The organism is Mucilaginibacter hurinus, assembly GCF_003324525.1.
In the GTDB taxonomy this organism is placed as follows: domain Bacteria; phylum Bacteroidota; class Bacteroidia; order Sphingobacteriales; family Sphingobacteriaceae; genus Mucilaginibacter; species Mucilaginibacter hurinus.
This window is the reverse complement of the sequence record NZ_QGDC01000003.1, coordinates 449,608-474,364: the sequence shown is the minus strand read 5'-3', so window position 1 is coordinate 474,364 and position 24,757 is coordinate 449,608. Positions and strand designations below refer to the sequence as shown.

Below are 24,757 nucleotides of genomic sequence, written 5' to 3'. Positions count from 1 at the left end.
TCCTGCCGGGGATAAGCAATATTATAAGCTAAGGTTAGCTATAAATTGCAAAGTTATTTGGCGAGGGTAATACTGACGTTGACTTAAAATCACCACACCGCTAACCGGCTGTTACATTCTGGTTATATATTCATAAAAAAAAACCCGGCTATTAGCCGGGTTTTCGTGGAGAATATCGGAGTCGAACCGATGACCTCTTGCATGCCATGCAAGCGCTCTAGCCAGCTGAGCTAATCCCCCGCTGCGGATGGCAAAAGTAAAAAAAATTGATGCAATGCCAAATAAAAAAACCTTATAAAAAAGTAAAGCCCCTGATGGGCAGGGGCCTTTACTAACCAATTATAAACCTAAATTATGAGAAGACTTTTTTGTTCGTCGTTTCCAACGGTGTAAAGATAACACTAAGTTTTATTTCGTGCAAATTTTTTTTAAAAATATTTTAAGAAAAATTATGGTTGCTTATTTATATGATAACGTTAAGTATAAAATATTGTCAATATGGCAAAAAAATACCAAATAGGAGTAATTTTTTAAATAAACTATCGATTAGGATATATATTTTTTATTTTTTGTTAAACGGCACATTGCAAAGGTATTTTTTCAGGTTCAAATGCTATAAAATTTAACAATAATTAACAAAATCACTTTTTTTCAGGTTTTTTGCCAAATTCTTGTCTATAAAAGCTAAATAAAACGAAGTGGTTTATTAATCATGGAACTTATAAAGTAGCCATCAATTTTTTTAATCTTCTTGAATTACTGCTGACATAGGGCTGTCATCACGGGGTGGTTACTTTGAATTATAAATCAAAACACTAACCGTTATGAAAATTATCCCCATGTTTCTGAAAGAAATGGATCAGGAATCCATTACCACGCGTAAAATGCTTGCATCGGTACCTACTGATAAATTTGACTGGAGGCCACATCCAAAAAGTATGACTGTGCGAGAACTGGCTACACACATTGCCGAGTTGCCCTTATGGATAACTATGGTATTAAATACTACAGAATTAGACTTTGCAGCCAATCCATATACCCAGGAAAAGCTCGATAGCAACACCGAGTTGCTTGAGTACTTTGAGCGATCACTGGCTACCGGCAAGGCCAGCCTTGAAAACGCCTCGGAAGATGACCTACTGCCCGAATGGACTTTACGTAATGGCGACGCTATTTATGATGTATCGCCCAAAAGCGAGGTTGTACGGATGACTTTTTGCCAGATAGTACACCATCGCGCCCAACTCGGCGTATTTTTGCGCCTGCTTAATATACCTATCCCCGGTAGCTACGGCCCAAGTGCAGATGAAATGCATATGTATGAGGGTAGTGTAGCGGCAGAAGCATAGATAATAAGTGGCATTGGCAATTTTAAAGTTGCCAATGCCTTATTTATATGGTGTGACATCAATTATACCGCATATGCGGTAATGTTAGTAGTTGTGTGAAGCAATTGGTTTGTAAAGTCAAATACATGATATAAACTAAAACAACACACATGAAAAAATTATTTACAATTGCTACTGCGGTACTGGCGCTGTTTGCCACCTCCTGCAAAAAAGATTCGAACAAAATAGACGAAACGACCGTGGAAAGCAGCTGGACATTGGATGGTACTACCTACACCACCAAATATAGCTTGGCACCTGAAACATCAACCGGCGATCAACTATACCTGTTTTGGATGCTAAACCTGCTAACAATGATCAAAAGTTTCATACCCTTAATTTTACTTTTGCCGAAGCTCCGGCTGCCAGCGGAACTTATCAGCTGGTTAGCATGGCGGAAGGCGCAGCCGGGAAACAATTTACCTTGTCTGCGGGCTATGGTTCTATTGCTGAGGCGGGCACCCCAACCGGCGATTCATACGTTTACGTATACTTCGGTGACCCGGTTGACGTGACTGTAAAGGTAACTAACGGGAAAATCAGTGTAAGTATACCAGAAGTGAACGTTAAGAAGGTAGGTACAGGGCCAGATGTTAAGCTTAAAGCTTCAATTAAGGAATTGTAATACCTTTAAATTAAAAAGAAGCGCCTTGCTTAATGGCGTTTTTCTATGGTTTGTTCATCCATATGCCAGCATGAAGAACTTTTTATTTTTTATGCATCTCTAACAAAAAACCCCGGCCTCACTCAGGCCGGGGTTAATCACTAAACTACTAATCAATTATTAACTTATTGTATTTGGAACATGTTGTTAAACATGGTGCCATCCGGATAGTAGCCTGATATGATCAGGTTTCCGTTACGCAAATTGGTGATGGCCTTGTCAATATCGGCAACACTGTTTATAGGCTGTTTATTAATGTTGGTTATAATTGACCCAACCGGTATCTCGGTATCATAAAATAAGCGGCCCGGACGTACCTGGGTAACCACCACACCGTTATTAACTTTGAACTTGGCCTTTTGCTCCTTGCTTAAAGGCTGGAAGCTCGCACCCAGTTTATTGAACAGCTCTTCCGCTGATTTAGATACTGCTGCTGTTTTTGGCGATGTAGCTTCAGGTTTAAGAGTTATCGCAAAGTTTTTCTCGGCTCCATCACGCACAACGGTAATATTAATTTTGTCGCCGGGTTGTAAACGGCCTACACGTTCCTGCAGGTCTGATGATTCGTAGATGTTTACACCTTCAACTTTGGTAATGATATCGCCTTTTTTAACGCCGGCTGCCTGTGCGCCACCGCCTTCAACCAATTCATTAACATATAACCCGGTAGTACGGCTTACACCTAAGCGCTCTGCGGCATCAGGATTTAACTCCTGGAAGCTTACACCTATGAATCCGCGTTTCACGGAGCCATATTTTTGAATGTCATTCAATACTTTTTTGGCGAGGTTGATAGGGATAGCAAAGCCATAACCTTCGTATGAACCAGTGTGCGACGCAATAGCAGCGTTAATGCCTATCAGTTCGCCCTTTGTATTCACCAATGCGCCACCGCTGTTACCAGGGTTGATGGCCGCATCCGTTTGTATAAATGATTCGATAGCTTTATTAAGCCTTGGCCTTTGTTGCTGCTGCTGCATGCGGCCTCCGAATGGATTACCATAACCCTCCTCCTCTTCGCTATCTCCACGGCTGCCAATAATACCAATATTACGCCCTTTGGCACTTACTATGCCTGCCGTAACTGTAGATGTTAAGTTAAAAGGGTTGCCAACCGCCAGTACCCATTCGCCCACACGTACGTCATCTGAATTACCAAGCTTTACGATAGGCAGGTTGTCACCAGTGATTTTTAAAAGCGCCAAATCGGTATTCGGGTCGGTACCAATAACTTTTGCCTGGAAAGTACGGTGATCATTAAGGTTAACAGTGATTTTGTCGGCCTTTTCAACCACGTGGTTATTGGTTACAATGTATCCATCGGGTGAGATGATAACACCCGAACCCGAACCTTGCTGCGGTCCCTGCGGACGCATACGCTGGCCAAACATATCGCCAAACATTTCATCAAGCGGGTTGCGGCCACCGCTATTGCCCTGTGAAGGTGTATAGCTTGTACGTATATACACCACCGCCGGCGTAACTGCTGCTGCCGATTGTGTAAAATCAACCGTACCGGCCGATGATACCGTTGACGGATTATTTGTAAAATAAACTTTCTGGCGTTCTTCAAAGGTCATATTATCAGCATACTTCTTCTCGAAGATCTTATATGTGCCTAATGCCATAGCACCGCCAACAAATGCGGTTAACAAGGTTAAACCAACTTTTTTCATATTTAATAAATTATATTCTTTTATCAAGGTTTATAATTACCTGTCAAATATAATACCATATAGACGGTAAGAACAATGATATGTTATTGCGTTTTTTGTTAAAAAATGTTAAACTTTATTAACAGCTATATGACAGTTTTGAAAAAGGGAATGTTTAATATTAACGCCTGATAAACAATAAGTATTATAATGCTGCATTTTTATAAATACCAGGGGGCCGGAAACGATTTCATTTTAGTTGACAACCGCGAAAGCGCTGTAAATCACCGCGATGAGAAACTGCTGTCTTACTTGTGCAATCGCCGTTTTGGTATTGGCGCCGATGGTATTATGTTTCTGCAAAATCATGCTGAATATGATTTTGAAATGGTTTACTACAATGCCGACGGCAAGCCAAGTAGCATGTGCGGCAACGGAGGCAGGTGTATAGTGGCCTTTGCCAAATTTTTGGGAGTTATTGAAACCGAAACAGAATTTATGGCAGTAGATGGCCCGCATTATGCCAAAATTTCAGCAGCCGGCGACTGGGTAAGTTTACAGATGATTGATGTAGAGCAAGTAAGTAAAGACGCTGACGCCTATGTATTAAATACCGGTTCGCCGCACTATGTAATATTGGCTAACGATGTAAAAGGAAAGGATGTTTACACTGAAGGTTACGCCATCCGAAACAACGATACTTACCGGGCAGAGGGTATCAATGTAAATTTTGTTGAAGCCAAAGGCCGTGGATATTTTGTACGGACGTTTGAAAGGGGTGTTGAGGATGAAACCTATGCATGCGGCACAGGCGTTACCGCGGTGGCGCTTGCTATGGCGAAGCACAATAATCAAACCGGCAACTTAACCACACCTATACAGGTATTAGGAGGCGAGTTAAACATTCGCTTTAACTATGACGGTAACAAATTTACCGACGTGTTTTTAGAGGGTCCGGCACTGCAGGTTTTTAAAGGGGAGATAGAGTGTTAATTTTCATTTCCTGCCAAGCCATTACTGGGTAATGTCATGTTCATTTTAGTATTGGCTATTCCTTATATTATTAAACATACCCATGGCCCAGCTGTTATTTACGTATGCAAAACGTAAAAATTGAGGTTATACAAGGTGATATTACCAAACAGCATGTTGATGCCATAGTTAACGCTGCAAATACATCTTTACTTGGCGGAGGCGGCGTCGACGGGGCCATTCATCGCGCTGGCGGGAAAGCTATTTTAGAAGAATGCCGTACTATAGGCCATTGTGAAACAGGAGAGGCCGTAATTACCACCGGAGGCAACCTTCCGGCCAGGCATGTGATACATACAGTGGGCCCGGTATGGAGCAAAAGCAACGCTGCAAAGGCTGGTGAATTGTTAGCAAGCGCCTACCGGAACAGTCTTCGTGTAGCCGTAGCTAATAGGGTGCAAGCCGTAGCATTCCCCAATATAAGTACAGGGGCTTATCGTTTTCCTAAAGAAGAAGCAGCCAAAATTGCGATAAGGGAAGTAAAAGATTTCATGACCAAAGATGCTAGTATTAAGCTGGTGATATTTGTTTGTTTTGATGACGCAAACTATAAACTATATCAAAAGACGCTTCAAGATGAGGGTGCGTCCTAATGTAACACCATCCAATATAGAAGTCGGTTATAAACTGCTTAAAACGGCAAATATATACCCATCATAATATTCCTGCCCGGATTATAAATGCCAAAATCAGGATTAGCTGTGCTTAAACGCCCTGGTTTATAGCGGCTAAGTGCATCATAATACTTTTTATTAAGCAGGTTGCTGCCCGCTACGTAAAGTTTTACAGGCTGCTTGCCAAAAGTGAGCGTAGTGCCTATGCCCGCACTCAGCAAAGTATACCCTTCGGTGCCTGTTTCAAACGTTTTATCAAAACGCGATTGTTTAAAGAAATTTTCGATGCCTATAAAAATGTAAGATTGCTTTAACCCTTTTACATCAGGCTCGAAACGAAGCGTATTCTTTAATGTTCCGGCAGGAATAAACGCCAGGGGCCTGTTAAGTGTTCGGTTTTGCGCATGTGTATATCCAAAAGTGTTTTCGAAATGCAAAAAACTTACAGGGTGCAGGGTCACACTTCCCTCGAAGCCCCAAAGATTTGCATTCACCTGGCTGTACCTGTATACATCGTAGGTAGTAGTGTTGCCTTCTTCGTCGAGGTCACTTCTTACATCGCCGGGCGTGTTAGTAGCATAAATAAAGTTGTGGATATAATTTTCATAAATGCCTATACTGGCACTTATCACTTTATTCTCAAACTCCAATGTAGCATCGGCCTGGTAGCTCCGCTCGGGCGCCAGGTTGGGATTGCCTATTTCATAACGGAAAGTGCCTTCATGTACCCCATTGGACGCGAGTTCGGCCGGGTTGGGCGCCCGGAATGCTGAACCCGCGTTGGCTTTAAAATTTACGTGGCTGTTAAACTGGTGTGTAAATCCTAATGCACCGCTTATATTTGAAAACTGGTTGGTAAAAGCCGTAAATCTTATTAATTCGTCTTCCATTAGGCCTTTCCCCGTATTTTTCCGGTAATCATATCTTACGCCTGCATTAAATGTGTTTTTATTCCATGTTTTTTTAATAAAAGCAAATGTGCCAATGTTATAGGTATTATAATCTGGCACCAGGTATTCTTCTCCCTTGTTTATGCTGCGTGTTATTTCGGTACTCGCGCCAATTACGGGCTGCCAGCCATCGCGCTCCGGCAAATAGTATTTGGCATCGCCGCTGTAAGTATTCAGGTCAAAAAATAAAGAGGACACTATGCTTTCTTCCAGCTCGCGACGTTGATTTTTTTGGTAGCCCAGGTTTACCTTTAAATAACCGCTACCGATAATTAAATTATTGTCCCAGTTGAGTTTATAATGCCGTATATCCTGGCGCGGAAACACCAGTTTACGGCTTTTAAAGTCTTCATCAGTAAAAGGCTCGCCATCATCTTTTACAAAATTGTAACCCATTTGCGGCTCTGCTTCAAACAAGCCAATGTTATTTTTAAAATATGAGAAATTAATATGCGAGTACCCCCAGCGTTTGTTAACACCCAGCATGCCGCTTATATTGCTTTCGTTAAAGCCGGAGTTAGGAAAATAACCGGCCGGCGTTTTAAAAGCATGGGCATTTTTATATGATCCGCGGCCACGCCATACAAAACCGCTATGGTTACCTGTTAGCATTACAGAGATACCGGTAAGGCCATTATTGGTAGCATAGTTGGTTAAAAGCTCTCCTCTAACTTCTCCGTTAGGGGGGGTTAAAGGTTCTAATAAATTTATTACGCCGCCCAACGCGTCCGAGCCATAAAGCAATGAGGCCGCGCCACGTAAAACCTCTACCCTGTCGGCGCCATATTGATCAATCTCAATGCCATGTTCATCGCCCCATTGCTGGCCCTGCTGCTTGATGCCATTATTTAAAGTAACCACCCGATTATATCCCAGACCGCGGATAACAGGCTTGGATATAGAAGGGCCTGTAGTTATTTGCGATACCCCGGGTACTAATTTGGCTAGTGCGTCAATGATGTTTCCGGCCGGACGTAATAGCTCGTCGCGATTAACGGTGGTTGCCGATGTGCTGTTCTGCTTATTATTACCACTTATAGGCGTGCCCGTTATCACCACTTCGCGGGTTTCAATAACGGTGGGTTGTAATACAAATGTTATGGCCGTGCTTTCTGCAAGATCTATCAGGCGGGTTAGCGTAGCATAGCCCATAAACTGCACCTGTATAATAAACTTACCGCGTGCCGGCATCGCCGGGAATGCAAATTCACCATTTATACCTGTGTTCGTGGCAATTTTTAGATCAGGAATTGTAAGTGTAGCGCCCGGCAAAGGATTGCCTTCATTATCCACAACCCGTCCTTTTAGTGTGGTATGATGTGCTGATAACCTGCCTTGTACCAATAACAATAGCAGGCATAAAAAAATGCTGTGTTTCATTAAAATCAAAAAAGTAAATAAGCTGCGAATTGCGCAGGATCAGGTTTTTATGAGTTTATGAAACAGGGAGGCGAAAGTCCATCGGAAAGGATAAGACCTAAAGAAGTAAAATTGAAAGCAACTTGCGGGTGCGCGAATAAAACTACAGGCAGGTTTGCCGCCAAACCTTCATTTTGGGTGATTGCTATATCACTGTGATGCATCACGTCGCAAAGCTTGCATTTTTCGGTAAAGTCACGCGCTTCGCTATCGGGGTGATGCGCATCGGCATATTTTAAAATATGATGTTTATGGGCGTAAACCATTGCCTGCCCTGCTATAAAGCAGAACAGTAAAAGCCAGGCGGCCAGCAATTTGTAACGCGACGTGTTCATGATACCCTTATACCGCAAAAGTAATTTGTAAAAATAAACAAAATGTGTGTTAACGGTAACAATATTGTGAAATGTATATTTGCAGGACATGAAGCCTTCTGAAGTAAACAAGCGATGGAGTGAATTGCAGCAGCGTATAGCTCACGAATTTGACAGTGATGTACCTGACGTTAAAGTATTACTGTTTTTAATAGGCGTACAGGAACTTGGACATGGCCCCAAAAAGTTTAGCAAGCGACAGAAAGAAGAACTTATGCATATTGCTAATTGCAAGCTGTTTAGCAAAATGGGGTTTTATGAGCTGGAAGGACTTGACCAGGATGGCTGGCCGCACTGGCGGTTGGTAAAGCCTATCCCCAGCTACACATTGCTGGAGCAGGAAATGCTTATAAAATCATTAATAGTTGATTATTTTGATGAAACATTGTCGCCTGATTCGTAATTTATCATTAAATATTATGTTTAAACTGATACCTGCAATTTGCCTGGCGTTAGTGGTAAGCACGTCGGCGTTTGCCAAAGGCCCCAAAAATCAATACGTCCGCATTAAAACCGCTTATGGTATCTGTATTGTACGGTTATATAACGAAACCCCGTTACACCGGGATAATTTTGTAAAGCTGGCCAGGGAGGGATCACTAAATGGCACGCTATTTCATCGTGTAATACATGACTTTATGATACAGGGCGGCGATCCTGATTCCAAAAGCGCTAAACCCGGACAGGCACTTGGCGAAAATTCGATTGGTAACGATGTTCCGGCAGAGTTTAAAGACAGCCTTTTTCATAAACGCGGAGTAATAGCTGCCGCACGGGATGACAAACCTGCAAAATCATCAAGCGGGTCGCAATTTTACCTTGTTCAAGGAAAACGGTTTACCGATGAAGAACTTGACCGGCTTGAGCAAACACGCCTTAAGGGACGGAAAATACCGGTGTCGCAACGTGATTACTACAAATCAGTGGGCGGGGTGCCGCATCTGGATTTAAATTATACGGTGTTTGGCGAAATAGTGATAGGCATAGATATGGTAGAGCGCATAGCCGCCGTAAAAACAGGGGCTAATGACCGGCCTGAGAAGGATGTACCGATGACCGTGGAGTTGCTCACTAAGAAGGAATGTGAACAACTGGATAAAATTTATCCCCCACACTTTTTAGGGCAGCTTTAATAATGTGTTACCCCGTTATTTAATCATCCTATATTACAGCATACAGCATCGGTTTTTTAGCGCTAATTTTTATGAAAATTATCACTTATAATGTAAATGGTATACGGTCGGCAATGAGCAAGAACTGGCTGGAATGGCTGCAAGCCACCAATGCTGATGTAGTTTGCCTGCAGGAAATTAAGGCCACGCCCGATCTACTTACTGACTTGCTTCTTGTTGAAGAAATGGGCTACCAGCATTATTGGTATCCGGCAGAAAAAAAGGGGTACAGTGGCACCGCCATTTTTACAAAACAAACACCAAAGCATGTAGAATACGGCTGCGGCATAACCGACTATGACCGTGAAGGCCGGAACATACGTGTAGACTTTGATGACGTTTCAGTAATGAGTGTGTATTTTCCGTCAGGTTCAAGCGGCGATGAGCGGCAGGGTTTTAAGTTCAGGTTTTTAGAGGAATTTGGCGCTTATTTAAACCAGGTAAAACAAACTTGCCCTAAGCTGGTGGTATCCGGCGACTACAATATCTGCCATAAGGCCATTGATATTCATAACCCAAAATCAAATGCTAACTCATCCGGGTTTTTACCGGCTGAACGAGAATGGATGGAAAACTTTGTTAACAGTGGTTTTATTGACACCTTCAGGCATGTAAACCCTGAACCACATAATTATACGTGGTGGAGTTTCAGAGCAAACGCGCGCGCCAAAAACCTGGGCTGGCGCATCGATTATAATATGGCAACGTCGGCGCTTGAGAAAAACATATGCCGGGCGGCAATCTTACCCGAAGCCCGCCACTCAGACCATTGTCCGGTACTGCTGGATTTACAGTTTTAGTTATTCTGTTAAAGCATATCTGGTTACGCCTTTTGAAGTAAAAGTAAGCAGCTTTCTGTCCGCATCAACAGCGATAGCAAATGTGATGGCTGGTAGCTTAACCTCACTCCCAAAATTCGCTTTATTTATAACCAGGATACTTGTACGCTGATTTACCAATAAATTTCCTTCGGCATCAAAAAGCATGTTGCCCAAGCCATTGGCATATGGCCCGGCTATAACTGATACGCGGCGTGTTGCAGCATTTACGCTATAAACCTTATTGTTGTCATGAAAATACAGATCGCCGCCGGCAGATATAGCCAGGCGTTTTATCTTCACAGCGGCAGGAAGCGTGGTAACATCTGCAGACGGCGTGACTTTCCGCAGCCTTGAATTGCCGAAGTCAGATACATAGATATTTCCGGCGGCATCCATTGCCATGGCTTCAATATTCCTGAAACGGGCATTAGCGCCGTTACCATCAACGGCTCCAGCATCCGCGCCGGCTACCAGGCTCGCTTGTCCGGCAGTGTTTATTTTTACGATATGTGATTGCAGCACCGTGCGGGTAATGGTCCCGTTAACCGAACGGTTATTTATATAATTGGAAGCAAAATATACTTCGCCGGCCTGGCTAACTAACAGGCCCTTATATTCATGCTCAAAATAATTTAACTGATCTTTAAATTCAGGTGCATTGTTAAAAATAACAGTTGATGCGCCGTTAGTGTACTTGATTATCTGGGCAAACTTATCTGCACGTTTTATAACACCATAAATAACTCCGGTTTTGCTGATCGCGACTTCAGTAAGGCCATCCAGGTTTATAGCTAGTTTTCCGTTGGGCACATACTTTAAAATTTTGAAGGGAGCGGGCGATGTAGCGGTAAAATCGTTGCTAAGTACGGTGATATTTCCTGTGCTTGCATTAGCCGGCACTGTGGCCACAATTTCTGTTGACGTAAATGAATTTACCGTTGCCGGGATGCCATTAAAACGTACAATATTTCCATTTACAACGGTGCTGAACCCGCTACCCGTAATTTTTACAGCACCATATATAGTCCCCTTAGATGGTGAGATAGCCGTGATGACAGGCTTTGGCAACGCGTTATTATAGGTCATACCTGCCTCTGCAACCTTACTAATGCCGGTATCCTTTTTGCAGCCGACAAGGATGGTTAAAATAATATAAATGCCGATTGTGCGAATAAGTATGTTCATAACAAGCTATACGTATAACTTGTTATGTACGATACAAATTTACCGGCAAGCCTGGTATTTTATAATGCGTGTGGCACCACCGCCCCCTGGTGGGCTTCCGCTAATCACCAGTATAATATTGTCTTGCGAATCGGGCACAATAAACATGGGGTCTCTTAGCGCGTCGGTAACACCAGGTATTGCTCCCCTCCATAATTCCTGCCCCTTGTCGTTATATTTGATAAAAACACTTTCGTCATTATCCCAGTAAGTACCAGTAGCCACATACATATTCCCTTTGTTATCACCACTAAAGGCATGTATCCACAATGCTACATCGTCATACGTAAAATTTGTGGCCCACAGTAGGTTGCCCTGGGCGTTATACTTTTTGGGTACGCTTTCAATACCCATAAATATGTTGCCGCTGTTATCAACAGATACCGGTGTATATAAATTATCAGAGGGGCTGAACTTGTTAAGCAATATGTTGCCTTTTCTGTCGGCTTTAATAAAGCTATGATAAATGCCCTTGTTATTTTCATACGCTAACCCCACAGCATATAAGTTATCTGCTTTATCTATTTTTAAGTCCCATATCCTGGTAAGGTCTGTATAAAACCGTGCGTATTGGAATTTGCCCCCGGAATTTAATTTAAGGACATAAATCCCGCTTCCGCTTGCCGGAGTGTTATACACGCCGGTACCCGGATCAATATCGAATCGCTCTTTATCAGGACCACCATAGCTGCCTATGATAATCAGGTCCCCCTTTGAATCAACAGCCGTTTGAACAGGTGATTCGCCTGCACTGCGTAGGGTTAATTGAAATATTTGGTTGCCACTGCTGCCGGCCTTGTAAATATTCACCAGCCCTTTGGCGAATGTAGTAAGTATTACATTGCCGCCTGCGTCCACATCTACGTCGGTAAATCCTTTTTCATAGTATAGCAGCGGTATATTATAATCTTCATAGTCAAGCGGAACTTGCCTCGCGCCGATAAACTTACCATTTACATCAAGTTTTTGTACATATGCACCTTTGCCGGTTAAGTTAAAAATGCCCGGACCGGGGTCAATATCTACTGTACCTCTGAATATGCCGGCAACATATAGATTGTTATTTCTATCAATGGTTGCTGAGCTCGCCGAGGCTACATTAGCTGCACTCGTATTTATAGTAGCCTTTTCCCATAATATTACCGGGCTGGTGCATGTATCTGAAACATGTACAGTTAAGTTGTTCCTTTTTACTTCACCACTACCTTTTGTTGCAAACGGGTCTTTTTTACATGATGTTACAGCCAATGTTATTGCTAACAGTACTGTTGCTTTGATAAGGCGCATAACGGATGTGTTTAATCAAATAAACTTAACTGTTATGATGCTCTGTACCAAATAATTATATAAATTAAAGTTATTGTATACCACGCAGAACCCGGTTCCACCGCACTTTATTAAATATGGTTTTAGTGCTGTCGATACTCATAAAAGTAAACATGGGCTTGCCTACAACATGGTCTTCCGGTACAAAGCCCCAGTAGCGTGAATCTTCTGAGTTATGCCGGTTATCACCCATCATCCAGTAATAGTTCATTTTAAACGTATAGGTAGACGCTATTTTATTATTTATGTAATACCGACCGTCTGCATGTTCCAGTTTATTATTTTCAAATTGCTGTATAACTTTGCCATAAAGGGCTATTGTTGAATCATTAAGTGCAATGGTCCAACCCTTCCGTGGAACGGTAATCGGCCCATAATTATCCTGGTTCCAATTAAACAGGTCACTTTGGGGGTATACTGACTGATCTTGCAAACCGCGTGGCTCGATCACCGGCTTTATGGAAGTTATATTAGACTGATTTTTAAGTTCAGCATAACTTGAAGCGGGAATGATCATTACAAAACCTTCATTACTGTATTGTCCACGAACTTCAATATCTAAATCATCCAACAGTTTCGGATTAAAAGCTATACCATTGGTGGTAACGTAATATGATGTTTGCGCTTTGGGCGCATTCTTCATCTCTTTACCATTCACAATAACACGGGTGTCCCGTATTTCGAGGACATCGCCAGGTACACCGAGGCAGCGTTTTATGTAATGTACACGCATATCAACCGGATCTTTTAAAACACCACCTGGGTAATTAAATACAACGATATCTCCGTTTTTTACAGTGCCTAGGCCCGGAAGCCGAAAATAAGGCAGTTTAATGCCGTCCCAATAAGTTTTTATATCACTACCCCAGTTAATGTGCGATTCTAAAAAAGGAATTGATATAGGTGTAATGGGCATGCGGGCACCATAATTTAATTTGCTTACAAATAGATAGTCGCCCGTCATTTGTGTGCCTTCCATAGAACTGGATGGTATAGCGTAGGCAGAAAATAAGAGTCCGCGTACCAATGTTGAAACGATAACAGCGAACACGATGGCATCAAGCCACTCCCGTGTTTTACTTTTCTTTGCTGTATCTGTCTGTTTTTTTTTGTTTCGCGACAGGATATTCCACTTCATAATTAAAAAGTTAATAACCATTTGACCAGCAAATAATCATTTTGTTACACAAGTAATTAAAGCCACCGGTATATAAAGAGAATAAATATTTTCAAAAAAACTACTAAATCTATAGACTTTATACATATTTGTATATATTTGCATCATAATAATCGGAACGTTAAATAAAATGAAACAGTTACCAGGCTCTATAATTCATTACATCCTTTTAAACGATCAGCCAGCCGGTTACATGTGTTGCTGTTGTTGAATGCCGCCTTCATCAACTAACAACATTTAATAACAAGTATAACCACCATTCTTAATGAACTTTTATCAACAGCATAACCATGCCGTTTCAGAAACGGTATCTATATCGTTAGCGTCTGCACTGCGCAACATCCTGTATAACCTTGCACCAAACACAATATATATGAAAAAATCATTACTCTTAATTTTACCGGCGCTGTTGTGGGCAAGCGCTGTGTTAGGGCAAACCACAACTATTACAGGTAGTATAAAAAACACTGAGGGAAGCCCGGTACCCGGGGCAACCGTACTTATTAAAGATACCAAAGGCGGTACGGTATCTGATGCTGACGGCAATTTTTCCATTAACGCCCCGCAAACGCTACCCTTCACAGTACGCGTTAGTTTTGTTGGCTACCGTACGCAAGAGTTTATAGTTAACCAGTTGCCGGTTCCGCCTTTAGCTGTGAAGCTAACGGACGATAATTCACTTTCAGAAGTGGTGGTTACCTCTAGACGCCGTATAGAAACAGCTCAGAGTGTGCCCATTCCGATCACCGTAGTTGGGGGGACGCAAATTGAACAGTCAGGAGCGTTTAATATAAACCGTGTTAAAGAAATGATCCCGACACTTCAGCTATATACGTCTAACCCCCGCAATACAGGCATCAATATACGTGGTATAGGCTCACCGTTTGGTTTAACAAACGACGGACTTGACCCAGGTGTTGGGGTATATGTGGATGGTGTGTACATTGCTCGTCCAGCTGTAGCTACTTTTGATTTTATCGATGTGGACCGGATTGAAGTGTTACGCGGTCCGCAGGGCACCTTATTCGGCAAAAACACCAGTTCAGGCGCTATCAGCATTACTACACGTAAACCCAGCTTCACGCCACAGGCCACTTTCGAAACAAGTTTCGGAAACTTCGGGTACGTTCAGGCCAAGGCTTCTTTATCGGGCCCGTTAAGCAAGCAATTTGCTGCACGCATCTCATTTTCAGGTACGCAGCGTAACGGTCTTGTTGAAAACATTGCTACCGGAAGAGCAACCAATACCTTAAATAATATTGGTTTCCGTAGCCAGTTGCTCTTTAAGCCTTCAGATAAAGTTTCGTTATTATTATCTGGTGACGCGAGCGACCAAAAACCTGACGGCTATGCACAGGTGGTGGCCGGTGTGGTAAAAACCAAACGGGCTCCTTACCGCCAGTTCGACGCTATAACTGCTGATTTGGGTTACAAACTTCCGAGCCTTAATCCGTTCGAGCGCATAATTGACCACGATACCCCATGGCGTTCAGGCAACCAGCTTGGCGGCGTATCTTTAAATGCCGACATAAAATTAGGCCCGGGTACACTAACGTCAACTACCGCATACCGCTACTGGAACTGGGATCCGTCAAATGACCGCGACTTTACGGGCTTACCTGTACTGCAAAAATCACAAAACCCGGCTAAGCATAAAAATTGGTCGCAGGAAATACGTTATGCAGGCCAGTTTTCTGAGAAGCTAAGTGGTGTAGTGGGTTTATATTATATAAACCAGGAAGTGAAAATTACGGGTACTGAGGAGTCGGGTGCAGCGCAGGCGCGATTCTCCAAAAGCACAACCGGCCCTATTGCGGGTACCGATTTAACTTATGATGAGCTTTGGGCAACTCCTGGCTTGTTAGAAGGTTACGGCATATACACTAACGCATCTATCAAATCGCAAAGCGCGGCGGCATTTGCAAGTGTTGATTGGGAAATCCTTGAAGGTTTCCACTTGCTCCCCGGTATCCGGTTCAATTATGATAATAAAGACGTAAACTATGATCGCGTTGCTAAAGGAGGCCTTGCCATTCCGGCTTCCGATACAAGCCGCAGGGCAGTGGAGTTACGGAAAATAAAAAGCGGCATTTACAGTAATCAGCAATATGTAGCCTCAGCAGACGAAAAAAACTTCACATACTCTATAACTGCTTCGTACAGGCCCAACAATCGCGTAAACGCTTTTGCTACCTATTCAACCAGTTTTAAGCCGGTGGGTGTTAACGTGGCAGGTTTGCCAACTACAACAGTTAACGGCGCATCAGTAGCAGATTTAAGCCTGGCGGTAATAAAGCCTGAAAATACCAGGCATTTTGAAGCCGGTATTAAAACTACACCATTAGATAATTTAATACTGAACCTTACCCTACATAATTCCGACATTAAAAATTATCAAACCAACGTACAGTCGCCTGAACTGGGTGTAAACCGCGGTTATATAGCCAACGCCGATAAGGTAAATGTTAAGGGGGCTGAAATAGACGTAAATTACCGCGCAAATCAAAACTTTTCATTGTACGGCGCTGCGGCGTATACCGATGCCAAATATGTTAAGTTTACAAATGCACCACTTCCGCTTGAAGAAACTGGCGCAACAAATGATGCCAAGCAGCAGGTAGCATTTAAAGATATTTCAGGCGGCCGCCTGCCGGGCATATCAAAATGGGCAGGGTCATTAGGTGGCGAGTATGCTACCGACGCAAAATACATTAATAAAGTAACCAAGTTCTTTATCGCGCTTGATGGCACCGCACGTTCTTCATTCTCATCAAGCCCGTCACCATCAGCTTATTTGAATATTGATGGCTACGTTTTATTAAATGCACGGGCCGGCTTTAAAGCGCCTTATGGTATTTCAGCTTTTATATGGAGCCGTAATTTACTCGATAAAAATTACTTCGAGCAATTATTACCCGCTGGCGGCAATGCAGGCCATTACGCCGGCGTACTGGGAGACCAACGCACTTTTGGTATAACTTTGCGGTATACATTATAAATTATATTAATAAACAATTGAAGGGCGACCTGCGAAGGCCGCCCTTTTCATATTTGTTCATAGATATAAATTCTTAATTTGATTCCTGCACCATTGCTACAGGCCTGGACGTTGCATGATTGCCTCGCCTGGTGTGAGATATGGCTTTGATCTCCTGAACGGCCTCTTTTACAGCCGGCTCTTCACATGACTCTACCGATAATAAAAAAGCAAATGATATAATACAAAGCAATAAAAAAAGAGCTACCTCTCTCATAGTTACGTTTTTCATGTTACACAAATAAGGCTTGGCGATCCTGAATATATGGCGCGGTAGAACGCCTTAAATTTGAATAGGATATGCAATTATATGGATAAAATATTCTATTTTTTGCAAAAATAGTCTAAATTATTTCAATAAAGCTCTTGTAACACCCTCTTTACTATTTTACAAAATTTTCAGATAGCTAAATAGTCGGCTTAGTGGTTATAATCTTATACCAGACGCAGCAAATATTAACTTTTTTTGTTGCAATTCATATATTTATAATTTAGATTGTGTTCAAATAAGCAATTATGAAACCTAAGTATGAGGCTATCGTGCCAGCGGCTTCAAATTCGTTTAAAGCCCACTACCAGGAAATGGAGGAATTTGACAACCCCTGGCACTACCATCCGGAGTATGAACTCACTTATATCATATCGAGTAGTGGGGTGAGGTATGTGGGCAACAGCTTTGAAGATTTTGAAAATGATGACCTGGTATTACTCGGCCCGGGCCTGCCTCACCGCTGGAAAAACAGTAATGACCAGCAGGACCTTGCAAGGGCGGTGGTTATACAATGGCGTGAGGACTTTATAGGTACGGGTTGGCTTGAACGCCCTGAGTTTGAACCGCTGAAAAACCTGCTTCAACTCTCAGTAAATGGGTTAAAGTTTAAAAAGTCATTAGCCATTTCATTGCGTGACGAATTAATGAAGATTATTGAACTTCCGGCGTTTGAAAGGCTTATGGCGTTACTGCAGTTGCTTAACAGGCTCGCACAAAGCAAGCAATATGAAATTTTGTGTAGCCAGGGTTTTGAGTACAACTTAAATACTACGGAAAATGACCGGTTAAAAACCATTTTCAGTTATATTGAAAATAATTACTCAAAAAAGCTAAGCCTTGCGTTGCTGTCGCAAAAAGTATTTATGAGTGAAGAATCTTTTTCTAGGTTCTTTAGCAAAGTGATGCGGAAACCGTTTTTTTATTTTTTGAATGAGTACCGGATAAACATGGCCTGTAAAATGCTGATAAGTACTAACGAGCCGGTTTCTCAAATATGCTATGCCTGCGGGTATGAGAGTTTTCCGTTTTTTTACCGGCAGTTTAAAAAGTTTAAGGGATGCACCCCACAAAAGTTTAGAGGCGGTTATTTAAAGGCAGCAGTTAATTAATAACTACTTTTTACGCTTGAAACGAAATTCTCGGTTTTTAAATTCTTGTTGTCCGGCACGTTTGTCAAAATATTCAATAACATACGTATCGTTGTCAACGAAATTTATCAATTGCCTTAAATGTACTACATCGGTATTTTCAGGCGTAGGCATATCACCAAAAAGTTCAATAGTTTTACGTGGCGACACCCAATAGCCCGTAAGGGTTACGGTACCTGTGCCCAGGTTATCCAAATTAGTTGTTGTAAACCGTTGATTAGTTGTGCTATAACCAAGCGTAATCAAACACTCAAACGGCGTGCCTGTTATTGTACCATTTATGGTCATCTGCATAAAACGGTTGCCTAAAATCATTTTATCAACAACGGCTAGCGGTAACCTTTGGGCCGAGCTTTGCGGATAAAGCCATGTACTCATTTCGCCTGTCCATTCGCCGCTGTATTGGGCCAAAAATTCATGTATGTCATTGGGTTTTAAATAAGTTTCCCGGGCGGAGTGGTAATCGTTTCTGCTATTTTGAGCATTGATTGTTTGTTGACCGGCAATCAATAAAAAAAAGATCATTAACTGTTTCATAATGGTATTATTGACTAACGTGTAAATCTGGAATAATAGCGCCCGGGTAAAAGTAACATTTTAGGTGTTTTTTGCTGAAAACCATAATGGGTTAAACACTTTATGTTAAAAATAATACGCTTGATATAAGGTAACTTAAAACGGTGTGTGCTACTTGCCCTGTCTTTTTTTGTAATATTGGCAAAATTTAGTTTTTGACCACCTCCACAAAAAAAATATTATCATGGGTTTTAAAGGCCGCCATACTGGCGCTTGCTGCCTGGTTTATTTATCATAAATTTTTAACAAAAAATAGTGATCTGCAGCAATTTAAGTCGCTTATCATTAATCTCGACAGTACACAGGTAACTGTAACGCTTGTTTCTGTATCGGTTTTAATGCTTATCAATTGGTTTTTAGAGGCGCTTAAATGGCAGTATGTAACCCGTAAATTGGTAGACATTACACGTTGGAAAGCTATTGAGTCGGTTTTCTGTGGTTTAACGTGGGCCATAATTACCCCTAACCGGGTGGGCGAATATGGGGGGCGGATTATGTTTCTGCCAAACCGCAAACGCATACACGGGCTGTTTGCCATGATTGTTGGTGGGCTTGGCCAAAACCTGGTAACCAACATTTTGGGGCTGATAGGCGCGCTATGGTTTATTTACAATTTTAAAATGCAGTACTTAAATGGCTTATATTTTGCCTGTATCGTAGTATTTGTAGCCGCATTTTTGTTCTTGCTATCCCTGTTCTACTTTAACATAGGGTTAATGGTAAAGCTGTTAAACAGGGTAAGATTTATTAAAAAGTACAATAAGTTCTTCGGTATCATGGATCGTTACCATACCACCGAGTTATTTGTTATACTTTTATACTCGCTCGCCCGCTTTTTGGTGTTTACTTTGCAATATTACTTGCTTATTCACTTACTGCTGCCCGAAATACCGATGTTAACCATAGCGATGATGGTATTTACCTTTCTCATTATACAGTCAGCTTTGCCGTCACTTGACATTTTTGACATTGGTGTGCGTAGCTTTACAGCAGCGACCCTCTTTGCCGGCATTACTGATCAACAGATTGCCGTAGTAGTGTGTGTGTCGCTTATCTGGCTCATCAACTTAGTTATACCGGCCGTAATAGGCTGCTTATTTGTTTTTAAACTTAAATTCTTTGATCGCGACGCATAGTATAATATCGCTGCTGCTTACGGGTTACTACCTGGTAGTGTTACTGTATCTTATAAGGGGATGGGCCAATTTGCGGCGGCCTGATACACAGCCTCTGCAACTTACTACCAAGATAACGGTGTTGATTGCCGCGCGAAATGAAGAGGCAGGCATACACCTCACAATTGAAGACATACTGGCACAAGACTACCCCAAACACCTTACCGAAATTATTATTGTTGATGACCACTCAACCGACCGCACTGCCGAGATTATAAGAAATTATAGTTCACAGGGCGTGCGGCTGCATCAGATGCGTGCGGGTGAAGCACTCAATTCTTACAAGAAAAAAGCGATTGCGGAAGCAATTAGTTTGTCCACAGGCGAATTGATGGTAGCTACTGATGCCGATTGCCGTATGGGGCCCAAATGGCTGTCAACCGTTGTTTCACATTATGAAACGGCTAACCCTGTGATGATATCGTCACCGGTAACTTATTTCGAAGAAAAAACGCTGTTTGAACGTTTGCAAACGCTTGAGTTTGCCTATTTGGTAGGTATAGGCGCCTCCTTTATTGGTAACAAAAGGGCATCTACCTGTAATGGTGCAAATTTTGCCTACCGCAAGGATGTATTTTACGAAGTGGGCGGCTTTAAAGGCATTGATGAACTGGCATCGGGCGATGATGAATTATTGTTGCAAAAAGTAGCGGTAAAATATCCCGGCCGCATCGTGTTCCTCAAACACCGTGATGCTATAGTATACACCCATGCTAAACATACCTTGCAGGAGTTTCTACAGCAACGCCGGCGCTGGGCATCAAAATCAACCAAGTACAAAGATAAAAGGGTGGTTGCACTTGCGGTATTAATCTGGTTGTTCAATTTATCATTGTTAGTAAATGCGCTGCTGAGTTTTTATGATATTTGGTTCTTTAAACTTTTTATGGTGCAGTTTGTGCTTAAATATGTATTTGAAGCCATGTTTCTTTTACCTATAACGCTGTTTTTGAAACGTACAAAACTTATGGCGCTGCTCATCTTGCTATCGCCCATTCATGTGTTATACTTTGTTTACGTGGGTATGCTGGGCAACACCAGTAAATATTCCTGGAAAGGGAGAACAGTAAAATGACAACTAATCACTTAACCCGGTGCGCATGGCCCGGCACGGACGAACTTTACGTTAAATACCACGATGAAGAGTGGGGTAAAGAGGTGAATGATGATAAAGTGTTGTTCGAGTTTCTGATACTGGAATCAGCACAGGCCGGGCTGAGTTGGATAACTATTTTACGGCGCCGCGAAGGGTACCGTAAAGCATTTGCAGAGTTTGAGGTAAATAAGGTTGCGGCTTTTACCGATAACGATGTGGAACGGCTTATGCAGGATGCCGGCATTGTCCGTAACCGCTTAAAAATACTGGCAGCCATTAGCAACGCCAAATTATTCATCGGCATACAAAAGGAGTTCGGCTCGTTTAATAACTATATGTACAGCTTTATGCCGGGCGGTAAACCAATTATTAACCACCCCGAGGGAATGAGCGACTTGCCGGCCAGCACGCCCGAGAGCGATGCCATAAGCAAGGATATGAAAAAGCGGGGTTTCAAGTTTTTCGGAAGCACTATTTGTTACGCGTACATGCAGGCTACCGGTATGGTGAATGATCATATATATGGCTGTAATTTTAAATAGGATTACACCGATTATTTGTTGATTTCACTTATTCTTTTCTGTGATAAGCTTCACATAAATTGTACTTTTGAATTCACTGAGATAATAAAAAAGCTATCGGTGAAAACACTACGGCATCTGTGAAATCAAAATAAAATGAAAAAACTCTTTCTTTTGGACGGCATGGCCCTTATCTACCGGGCTCACTTCGCGCTAAGCAAAAACCCGCGATTTACGTCTGCAGGTATGAATACGTCAGCAGTAATGGGTTTTACCAACACGCTTCTTGATGTAATTCGTAAAGAAAAGCCTACGCACATGGCCGTGGTGTTTGACACAGATGCACCTACCGAACGCCATACCGAGTTTGAAGCTTATAAAGCCCAGCGGCAGGCCATGCCTGAAGATCTTTCGGCAGCTTTACCCTATGTGATAAAAGTTATATTGGGTTTTAATATCCCTGTTATTACTGCTGATGGTTTTGAGGCTGACGATATAATTGGCACCCTTGCAAAAAAAGCAGAGGCAAAAGGTTACCAGGTGTATTGCATGACGCCGGATAAGGATTTTGCGCAGCTGGTATCAGAAAACATAAGGATATATAAACCCGCCCGTATGGGTAACGATATGGAGATACTGGGCGTAAAGGAGGTACTGGCTAAGTGGGAAGTAGAGCGGGTGGAACAAGTGATAGACATTTTAGGTCTTTGGGGCGACGCGGTGGACAATATACCCGGCATACCTGGTATTGGAGAGAAAACGGCTAAAGCGCTTATTAAACAATATGGTTCAGTAGAGAATATAATTGCCAATAGCCACGAGTTGAAAGGTAAGCTGCAAGAGAATGTAATACAATATGCCGAGCAGGGTCTCCTGTCAAAAAGATTAGCCACTATAAATCTGGATTCGCCGGTTGAATTAGATGAAGCCGGGCTGGAGATATGTGCGCCCAGCCGGGATTTACTGGAGCCATTATTTGCCGAGCTGGAGTTCCGCACCATTGGTAAGCGAGTGTTTGGTGAAGAGTTCAGTGTTACTGAAATGAAAGCGGCCCCAGTACAAACCGATCTTTTCGGTAATCCCGTTAATGCCGGCTACACCAGTTTAACGGTTGATGTGCAGGATATTACCGAACCCGAAGTGCCGGTTGCAGCAAAGAGTATTGCTACTACTGAGCATGAGTACCATTTGGCCGATACGCCTGAGAAGCGGGCGGAACTGATAAGGTTGCTAAAGCAGCAAAAGGACATTTGCTTTGATACTGAAACTACCGGTACAGATGCTAACCATTGCGAACTGGTAGGACTGTCATTTGCCATAAAACCGGGCGAAGCGTGGTATGTGCCGGTACCCCATAACGAAACCGACGCTAAAGCACTTGTGGCAGAATTTAAACCTGTTTTGGAGGATCCGGCTATAGGTAAAATTGGCCAAAACATTAAGTTTGATTTAATGACGCTGAAGTGGTATGGTCTGAATATAAAAGGCAAACTCTTTGATACGATGCTGGCACACTACGTGCTGGACCCTGACACACGCCATAACATGGATATCCTGGCCGAAAACTATCTTAACTACACCCCAGTGTCAATAACCACCCTTATAGGCCCGAAAGGTAAAAACCAGGGCAACATGCGCGATGTGGAGATAGAAAAGATAAAAGATTATGCTGCCGAGGATGCTGATATCACATTACAGCTTAAGCAGGTATTTGAGCCAAAACTTAAACAGGCCGAAGCCGAAAAATTAATAAATGAGATAGAGCATCCGCTGATATATGTGTTGGCTGACATGGAGTGCGAAGGGGTAAAGATTGATATAGACACGCTAAAGGAGTTTTCGAAAGAGCTGGAATCGGATTTGGGTAAGCTGGAAAAAGTTGTCTATGAAAAGGCAGGGGTGCGTTTTAATATTTCGTCCCCGAAGCAATTGGGCGAGGTATTATTTGAAAAACTGCAGCTAGACCCTAAAGCTAAAAAGACCAAGACCGGCCAATATCAGACAGGTGAAGATGTGTTAACGGCTTTATCAACAAAGAGCGATATAGTACGTGATATTCTTGATTTCCGCCAGTTACTGAAATTAAAGTCAACTTACGTTGACGCATTACCGCAGATGGTGAACCCTAAAACAGGCCGGGTTCATACCTCATACAACCAGGCGGTAGCCGCTACGGGCCGGTTAAGTTCGCAAAATCCTAACCTGCAAAACATTCCTATACGTACCGAGCGTGGCCGTGAGGTGCGTAAGGCTTTTATTCCGCGTGATAGCGGGCACATTATCGTATCTGCAGATTATTCGCAAATAGAGTTGCGTATAATTGCCGAGATAAGCCGCGACGAAAACATGATGCAAGCCTTTATTGACGGCATAGATATTCATACCGCTACTGCAGCTAACGTATATGGTGTGCCTGTAAATGAAGTTGACAGCACCCAGCGCCGTAATGCCAAGGCGGTAAATTTTGGTATTATTTACGGGCAGTCGGCATTTGGATTATCGCAAAATTTAGGCATCCCGCGTAAAGAAGCAGCCGAAATTATCGAGCAATATTTTATTCAGTTCCCGGGCATTAAAAGGTATATGAGCGATACCATGAACTTCGCGCGCGAAAATGGTTATGTAAATACGCTGATGGGTCGCAGGCGATACTTGCGGGATATTAATTCGGCAAATCAAACCGTGCGGGGCTTCGCCGAGCGAAATGCAATTAATGCTCCTATACAGGGTTCGGCCGCCGACATGATCAAGATAGCTATGATTAATATCCATAATGAATTTAAGGCCAAAAATGTACAGGCTAAAATGACTATGCAGGTGCATGACGAATTGGTTTTTGATGCACCGCAAGACGAAGTGGAATTAATTAAACCCATTATAGTTGATAACATGAAAAATGCCATTAAAACTGAGGTGCCGATAATAGTTGAAATAGGCAGCGGGTTAAATTGGTTAGAGGCGCATTAACCCGTTTAAATCGCGAAGCGCGATATTGCAAAATGTGACAGATGAATTAAAGTGCCATTGTAAGGCACAAGACGATACTTGAAAGATTAGTAACTGTGGCGCCGCAAATGGCTAAAGTAATTAGAAGATAAAAGATCCTATTCTTTTGAG

Annotated in this window: 21 protein-coding genes and 1 tRNA gene; 13 read left to right on the top strand and 9 right to left on the bottom strand. The window is 42.5% G+C overall.

Annotated features, from left to right (window positions below):
* Positions 1–166: 166 nt before the first annotated feature.
* Positions 167–240, bottom strand: a tRNA-Ala gene (locus DJ568_RS07680).
* A gap of 584 nt (positions 241–824) precedes the next feature.
* Between DJ568_RS07680 and DJ568_RS07675 the strand changes: the two genes are divergently transcribed.
* Together DJ568_RS07675 and DJ568_RS07670 are read left to right on the top strand one after the other, a co-directional pair.
* Positions 825–1,349, top strand: coding sequence for a DinB family protein (locus DJ568_RS07675; RefSeq protein ID WP_114004668.1), 525 nt, complete (start codon positions 825–827; stop codon positions 1,347–1,349).
* 331 nt (positions 1,350–1,680) lie between these two features.
* Complete coding sequence (locus DJ568_RS07670) at positions 1,681–2,013, top strand: hypothetical protein (RefSeq protein ID WP_114004667.1); 333 nt, start codon at positions 1,681–1,683, stop codon at positions 2,011–2,013.
* Between the two features lie 164 nt (positions 2,014–2,177).
* Here the strand turns inward: DJ568_RS07670 and DJ568_RS07665 are convergent, their stop codons facing one another.
* Positions 2,178–3,728: a trypsin-like peptidase domain-containing protein gene (locus DJ568_RS07665; protein ID WP_114004666.1), complete on the bottom strand. Its 1,551-nt coding sequence runs from the start codon at positions 3,726–3,728 to the stop codon at positions 2,178–2,180.
* Positions 3,729–3,914: 186 nt separating this feature from the next.
* Here DJ568_RS07665 and dapF point away from each other — a divergent pair, with 186 nt between their 5' ends.
* Positions 3,915–4,700 (top strand): diaminopimelate epimerase, encoded by a 786-nt coding sequence (dapF, locus tag DJ568_RS07660; protein ID WP_233496650.1) that lies wholly within the window; start codon positions 3,915–3,917, stop codon positions 4,698–4,700.
* Between the two features lie 104 nt (positions 4,701–4,804).
* The gene (locus DJ568_RS07655; protein ID WP_114004664.1) at positions 4,805–5,332 is read left to right on the top strand and encodes an O-acetyl-ADP-ribose deacetylase; all 528 of its coding nucleotides are present in this window, start codon (positions 4,805–4,807) and stop codon (positions 5,330–5,332) included.
* 38 nt (positions 5,333–5,370) lie between these two features.
* Here DJ568_RS07655 and DJ568_RS07650 read toward each other — a convergent pair whose 3' ends face one another.
* Both DJ568_RS07650 and DJ568_RS07645 read right to left on the bottom strand, forming a co-directional pair.
* Positions 5,371–7,683, bottom strand: a complete 2,313-nt coding sequence (locus DJ568_RS07650; RefSeq protein ID WP_114004663.1) for a TonB-dependent receptor — start codon at positions 7,681–7,683, stop codon at positions 5,371–5,373.
* A gap of 47 nt (positions 7,684–7,730) precedes the next feature.
* A complete protein-coding gene (locus DJ568_RS07645) occupies positions 7,731–8,057 on the bottom strand; it encodes a hypothetical protein (protein ID WP_147238725.1) in 327 nt (108 codons plus the stop codon).
* An 88-nt stretch (positions 8,058–8,145) separates the two neighbouring features.
* Between DJ568_RS07645 and DJ568_RS07640 the strand changes: the two genes are divergently transcribed.
* The 3 genes from DJ568_RS07640 (at position 8,146) to DJ568_RS07630 (ending at position 10,068) form a co-directional block, all read left to right on the top strand.
* On the top strand, positions 8,146–8,499 hold the full coding sequence (locus DJ568_RS07640; protein ID WP_114004661.1) for a hypothetical protein: 354 nt from the start codon (positions 8,146–8,148) through the stop codon (positions 8,497–8,499).
* A 16-nt stretch (positions 8,500–8,515) separates the two neighbouring features.
* Positions 8,516–9,229 (top strand): peptidylprolyl isomerase, encoded by a 714-nt coding sequence (locus DJ568_RS07635; RefSeq protein WP_114004660.1) that lies wholly within the window; start codon positions 8,516–8,518, stop codon positions 9,227–9,229.
* A 71-nt stretch (positions 9,230–9,300) separates the two neighbouring features.
* Complete coding sequence (locus DJ568_RS07630) at positions 9,301–10,068, top strand: exodeoxyribonuclease III (protein ID WP_114004659.1); 768 nt, start codon at positions 9,301–9,303, stop codon at positions 10,066–10,068.
* On the opposite strand, the gene DJ568_RS07625 is transcribed toward DJ568_RS07630, so the two are convergent.
* The 3 genes from DJ568_RS07625 to lepB all read right to left on the bottom strand — a co-directional run bounded on the left by DJ568_RS07625 (position 10,069) and on the right by lepB (position 13,777).
* Entirely contained in the window at positions 10,069–11,274 is a 1,206-nt protein-coding gene (locus DJ568_RS07625) for an IPT/TIG domain-containing protein (protein WP_114004658.1), read from the bottom strand. It abuts the gene before it with no gap.
* 39 nt (positions 11,275–11,313) lie between these two features.
* Positions 11,314–12,600 (bottom strand): ligand-binding sensor domain-containing protein, encoded by a 1,287-nt coding sequence (locus DJ568_RS07620; RefSeq protein ID WP_114004657.1) that lies wholly within the window; start codon positions 12,598–12,600, stop codon positions 11,314–11,316.
* Positions 12,601–12,670: 70 nt separating this feature from the next.
* Entirely contained in the window at positions 12,671–13,777 is a 1,107-nt protein-coding gene (gene lepB, locus DJ568_RS07615) for a signal peptidase I (RefSeq protein WP_114004696.1), read from the bottom strand.
* Between the two features lie 412 nt (positions 13,778–14,189).
* On the opposite strand from lepB, the gene DJ568_RS07610 reads away from it, so the two are divergent.
* Entirely contained in the window at positions 14,190–16,814 is a 2,625-nt protein-coding gene (locus DJ568_RS07610; RefSeq protein ID WP_114004695.1) for a TonB-dependent receptor, read from the top strand.
* A gap of 73 nt (positions 16,815–16,887) precedes the next feature.
* On the opposite strand, the gene DJ568_RS07605 is transcribed toward DJ568_RS07610, so the two are convergent.
* Entirely contained in the window at positions 16,888–17,085 is a 198-nt protein-coding gene (locus tag DJ568_RS07605; RefSeq protein WP_114004656.1) for a hypothetical protein, read from the bottom strand.
* 284 nt (positions 17,086–17,369) lie between these two features.
* Between DJ568_RS07605 and DJ568_RS07600 the strand changes: the two genes are divergently transcribed.
* Complete coding sequence (locus tag DJ568_RS07600) at positions 17,370–18,233, top strand: AraC family transcriptional regulator (RefSeq protein ID WP_114004655.1); 864 nt, start codon at positions 17,370–17,372, stop codon at positions 18,231–18,233.
* Positions 18,234–18,236: 3 nt separating this feature from the next.
* Here the strand turns inward: DJ568_RS07600 and DJ568_RS07595 are convergent, their stop codons facing one another.
* Positions 18,237–18,809, bottom strand: coding sequence for a DUF1579 family protein (locus DJ568_RS07595; protein ID WP_114004654.1), 573 nt, complete (start codon positions 18,807–18,809; stop codon positions 18,237–18,239).
* Positions 18,810–19,003: 194 nt separating this feature from the next.
* Here DJ568_RS07595 and DJ568_RS07590 point away from each other — a divergent pair, with 194 nt between their 5' ends.
* The 4 genes from DJ568_RS07590 (at position 19,004) to polA (ending at position 24,607) form a co-directional block, all read left to right on the top strand.
* On the top strand, positions 19,004–19,984 hold the full coding sequence (locus DJ568_RS07590) for a lysylphosphatidylglycerol synthase domain-containing protein (RefSeq protein WP_114004653.1): 981 nt from the start codon (positions 19,004–19,006) through the stop codon (positions 19,982–19,984).
* On the top strand, positions 19,968–21,098 hold the full coding sequence (locus DJ568_RS07585; protein WP_114004652.1) for a glycosyltransferase family 2 protein: 1,131 nt from the start codon (positions 19,968–19,970) through the stop codon (positions 21,096–21,098). The genes DJ568_RS07590 and DJ568_RS07585 overlap by 17 nt, the downstream gene beginning before the upstream one ends.
* Positions 21,095–21,661, top strand: a complete 567-nt coding sequence (locus tag DJ568_RS07580; RefSeq protein ID WP_114004651.1) for a DNA-3-methyladenine glycosylase I — start codon at positions 21,095–21,097, stop codon at positions 21,659–21,661. The genes DJ568_RS07585 and DJ568_RS07580 overlap by 4 nt, the downstream gene beginning before the upstream one ends.
* Positions 21,662–21,796: 135 nt before the next feature.
* Entirely contained in the window at positions 21,797–24,607 is a 2,811-nt protein-coding gene (gene polA / locus DJ568_RS07575; RefSeq protein ID WP_114004650.1) for a DNA polymerase I, read from the top strand.
* The last annotated feature ends 150 nt before the right edge of the window (positions 24,608–24,757 follow it).

Coding starts and splice junctions, on each gene's coding strand:
- polA (WP_114004650.1), top strand. CDS start 21,797: ATGAAAAAACTCTTTCTTTTGGACGGCATGGCCCTTATCTACCGGGCT.
- DJ568_RS07595 (WP_114004654.1), bottom strand. CDS start 18,809: ATGAAACAGTTAATGATCTTTTTTTTATTGATTGCCGGTCAACAAACA.
- lepB (WP_114004696.1), bottom strand. CDS start 13,777: ATGAAGTGGAATATCCTGTCGCGAAACAAAAAAAAACAGACAGATACA.
- DJ568_RS07630 (WP_114004659.1), top strand. CDS start 9,301: ATGAAAATTATCACTTATAATGTAAATGGTATACGGTCGGCAATGAGC.
- DJ568_RS07675 (WP_114004668.1), top strand. CDS start 825: ATGAAAATTATCCCCATGTTTCTGAAAGAAATGGATCAGGAATCCATT.
- DJ568_RS07655 (WP_114004664.1), top strand. CDS start 4,805: ATGCAAAACGTAAAAATTGAGGTTATACAAGGTGATATTACCAAACAG.
- DJ568_RS07605 (WP_114004656.1), bottom strand. CDS start 17,085: ATGAAAAACGTAACTATGAGAGAGGTAGCTCTTTTTTTATTGCTTTGT.
- DJ568_RS07610 (WP_114004695.1), top strand. CDS start 14,190: ATGAAAAAATCATTACTCTTAATTTTACCGGCGCTGTTGTGGGCAAGC.
- DJ568_RS07620 (WP_114004657.1), bottom strand. CDS start 12,600: ATGCGCCTTATCAAAGCAACAGTACTGTTAGCAATAACATTGGCTGTA.
- DJ568_RS07625 (WP_114004658.1), bottom strand. CDS start 11,274: ATGAACATACTTATTCGCACAATCGGCATTTATATTATTTTAACCATC.
- DJ568_RS07635 (WP_114004660.1), top strand. CDS start 8,516: ATGTTTAAACTGATACCTGCAATTTGCCTGGCGTTAGTGGTAAGCACG.
- DJ568_RS07640 (WP_114004661.1), top strand. CDS start 8,146: ATGAAGCCTTCTGAAGTAAACAAGCGATGGAGTGAATTGCAGCAGCGT.
- DJ568_RS07650 (WP_114004663.1), bottom strand. CDS start 7,683: ATGAAACACAGCATTTTTTTATGCCTGCTATTGTTATTGGTACAAGGC.
- DJ568_RS07645 (WP_147238725.1), bottom strand. CDS start 8,057: ATGAACACGTCGCGTTACAAATTGCTGGCCGCCTGGCTTTTACTGTTC.
- DJ568_RS07665 (WP_114004666.1), bottom strand. CDS start 3,728: ATGAAAAAAGTTGGTTTAACCTTGTTAACCGCATTTGTTGGCGGTGCT.
- DJ568_RS07600 (WP_114004655.1), top strand. CDS start 17,370: ATGAAACCTAAGTATGAGGCTATCGTGCCAGCGGCTTCAAATTCGTTT.
- DJ568_RS07580 (WP_114004651.1), top strand. CDS start 21,095: ATGACAACTAATCACTTAACCCGGTGCGCATGGCCCGGCACGGACGAA.